This is a genomic window from Anaerobacillus arseniciselenatis (assembly GCF_001865995.1).
GTDB lineage: Bacteria > Bacillota > Bacilli > Bacillales > Anaerobacillaceae > Anaerobacillus > Anaerobacillus arseniciselenatis.
Map to the genome: position 1 here is coordinate 1 of NZ_MLQQ01000029.1, position 1,846 is coordinate 1,846.

Here is a 1,846-nt window from a genome sequence, read left to right on the forward strand (position 1 = left end):
AGCGTACCCACCAATTGGCATAGTTTCACATATTATAAAAATAATGTTAGAGGTCGTGTCGAAAAATATTTTTTTGGTACTTCTCCAACGGCTCAAACCGTTGGTATATCAATATTTATAGAGGGAGGTACTTGAATGAAAAAGTGGTTTATTATACTGTTTGCTACTCTAGTATTAAACGTTATTATATTTAACTATGTTTTTTCAAAAGGAGAATTTGTTATCGGTTCTACCTCATATATTGCTAAAGATGCCCCAATTGTAGAAGAAAGGCTTCCGTTTTATATGGGCTACGGTCTGCATTGGGGTGGTTTTGGAAAACCGACTTTAACCAACGTAACATTAATAAAACACGATGGAACGGAGCTAAATGAAGTAGATTTACAATTATCTGTCACTTCGATGATTGATAAAATGGGTGTAACGGGAGTGATAGACGAAGATTTCGCAATTGAAGAAGGGTATATCAACGAATACTTACCAGTAGAAAACTATAAAGTAGAAGACAACTTCATGCTCGTTTTTCGGGTGGAACTACACGATGCAAACTATGAAAATAACATAAGTCATCTCATTATCGAATACAAAAATTTTGGTTTTCGTCAACAGCAAATAATGGAATTCGAAGGTTTTTTCAAGGGATTAGAATAAAGTTTCAGTATAGTTCTTGAATAACTCCTTCTGCTTGTGAATGAATGTACTTAAAGAAGCATTTACTTTAAGAGAGGGAGAAAAGGTTTTAGTTTCTGGAGGTGATTTTATTGAGTAAAAACAAGTATATTCTATTTTATTTGGCGTTCTTATGTTTAGTGTCTTTAATAAATGGGTTTGATTTTTGGAGAGACGAACAAACAATTTTAGCAATAGTTGGAATTGTAGCTTCGTTATTGTTTTTCCTAACATTAATAGGTTATCTTAAAGAGGTTAAATCATTAATATGGTTAGGAATTATAGTTCTTTCTACTTATACGCTGTATATAATAGGTTCGTTAATTTGGTCATTCACACCAGAAACAGTTTACTTGTTTTTAGTTGCACTAGTAATTCTTCTAACAATAGTTTATATTATAGTTATTTTTAAGATGAAAGAGAAGGTTAGTCTTCTTTAACAAGTTTGTCGGTTCTATTTATATAATTTTAGTTCCCTTTTTAAAGGGGGAGAATCCATTCTAAATAAAATTTACATGGGTTTTCCTATTCAACAAACGAGAGCTTATCTTGAATAAGGAATTGTACATCCTGTTGCACTAAAGAGCAGAAGAGCAAAACATACTACGAACTCTCTAGGGTGGAATCGCCCACTCGACCTATGCAGATACTAAAAAGCTAAGTTGAAAATTGATCATTGCTGAGCCAAGCGGACACCAGGGACGTTATTTCACCAAAAATACATAATTTTAAGAATTATCGGACATAAGGGACCTTATTTGGCAAAAAACGAACCAAAAACCGGTGTTTTAGATGGAATAAAGCCCGTGGTGTCCGCTAAATTGAAAAAACTCAACAAATCTATGAAATAAGGTCTCTCATGTCCAGAAAAATGGGTAGAGTACCCAACACAACATCGATTGACGTACAGTAACTACAGTATTTGTAAAGCCCGCGCATCAAAACGTAGATTGACACATCAGTTTTACAGTATTTGTCAATAAACCTCCGTCACCACTTTGTTGCTCACTCTCCACATACTGTACAATATCCATCTTGAACTAACGGAAGCGCGCGACAAGTTCTGTTATAAACGCTTTCCAGCGTGAAAATACAGGAAGTTTACTAGAAAAACTTCAACTTTACAACTGAGGATTGGAATGAAGGAACCAAGTTTCCTGAAACAATCCCATCAAGA

Annotated in this window: 2 protein-coding genes; both read left to right on the forward strand. The window is 34.3% G+C overall.

The genetic code is table 11. From position 1 onward, the window contains the following. Positions 1-135: 135 nt before the first annotated feature. Positions 136-651 (forward strand): hypothetical protein, encoded by a 516-nt coding sequence (locus BKP35_RS12330; protein WP_071313664.1) that lies wholly within the window; start codon positions 136-138, stop codon positions 649-651. 110 nt (positions 652-761) lie between these two features. Beyond that, positions 762-1,109, forward strand: a complete 348-nt coding sequence (locus BKP35_RS12335) for a hypothetical protein (protein WP_071313665.1) — start codon at positions 762-764, stop codon at positions 1,107-1,109. Positions 1,110-1,846 lie beyond the last annotated feature (737 nt).

Coding starts and splice junctions, on each gene's coding strand:
- BKP35_RS12330 (WP_071313664.1), top strand. CDS start 136: ATGAAAAAGTGGTTTATTATACTGTTTGCTACTCTAGTATTAAACGTT.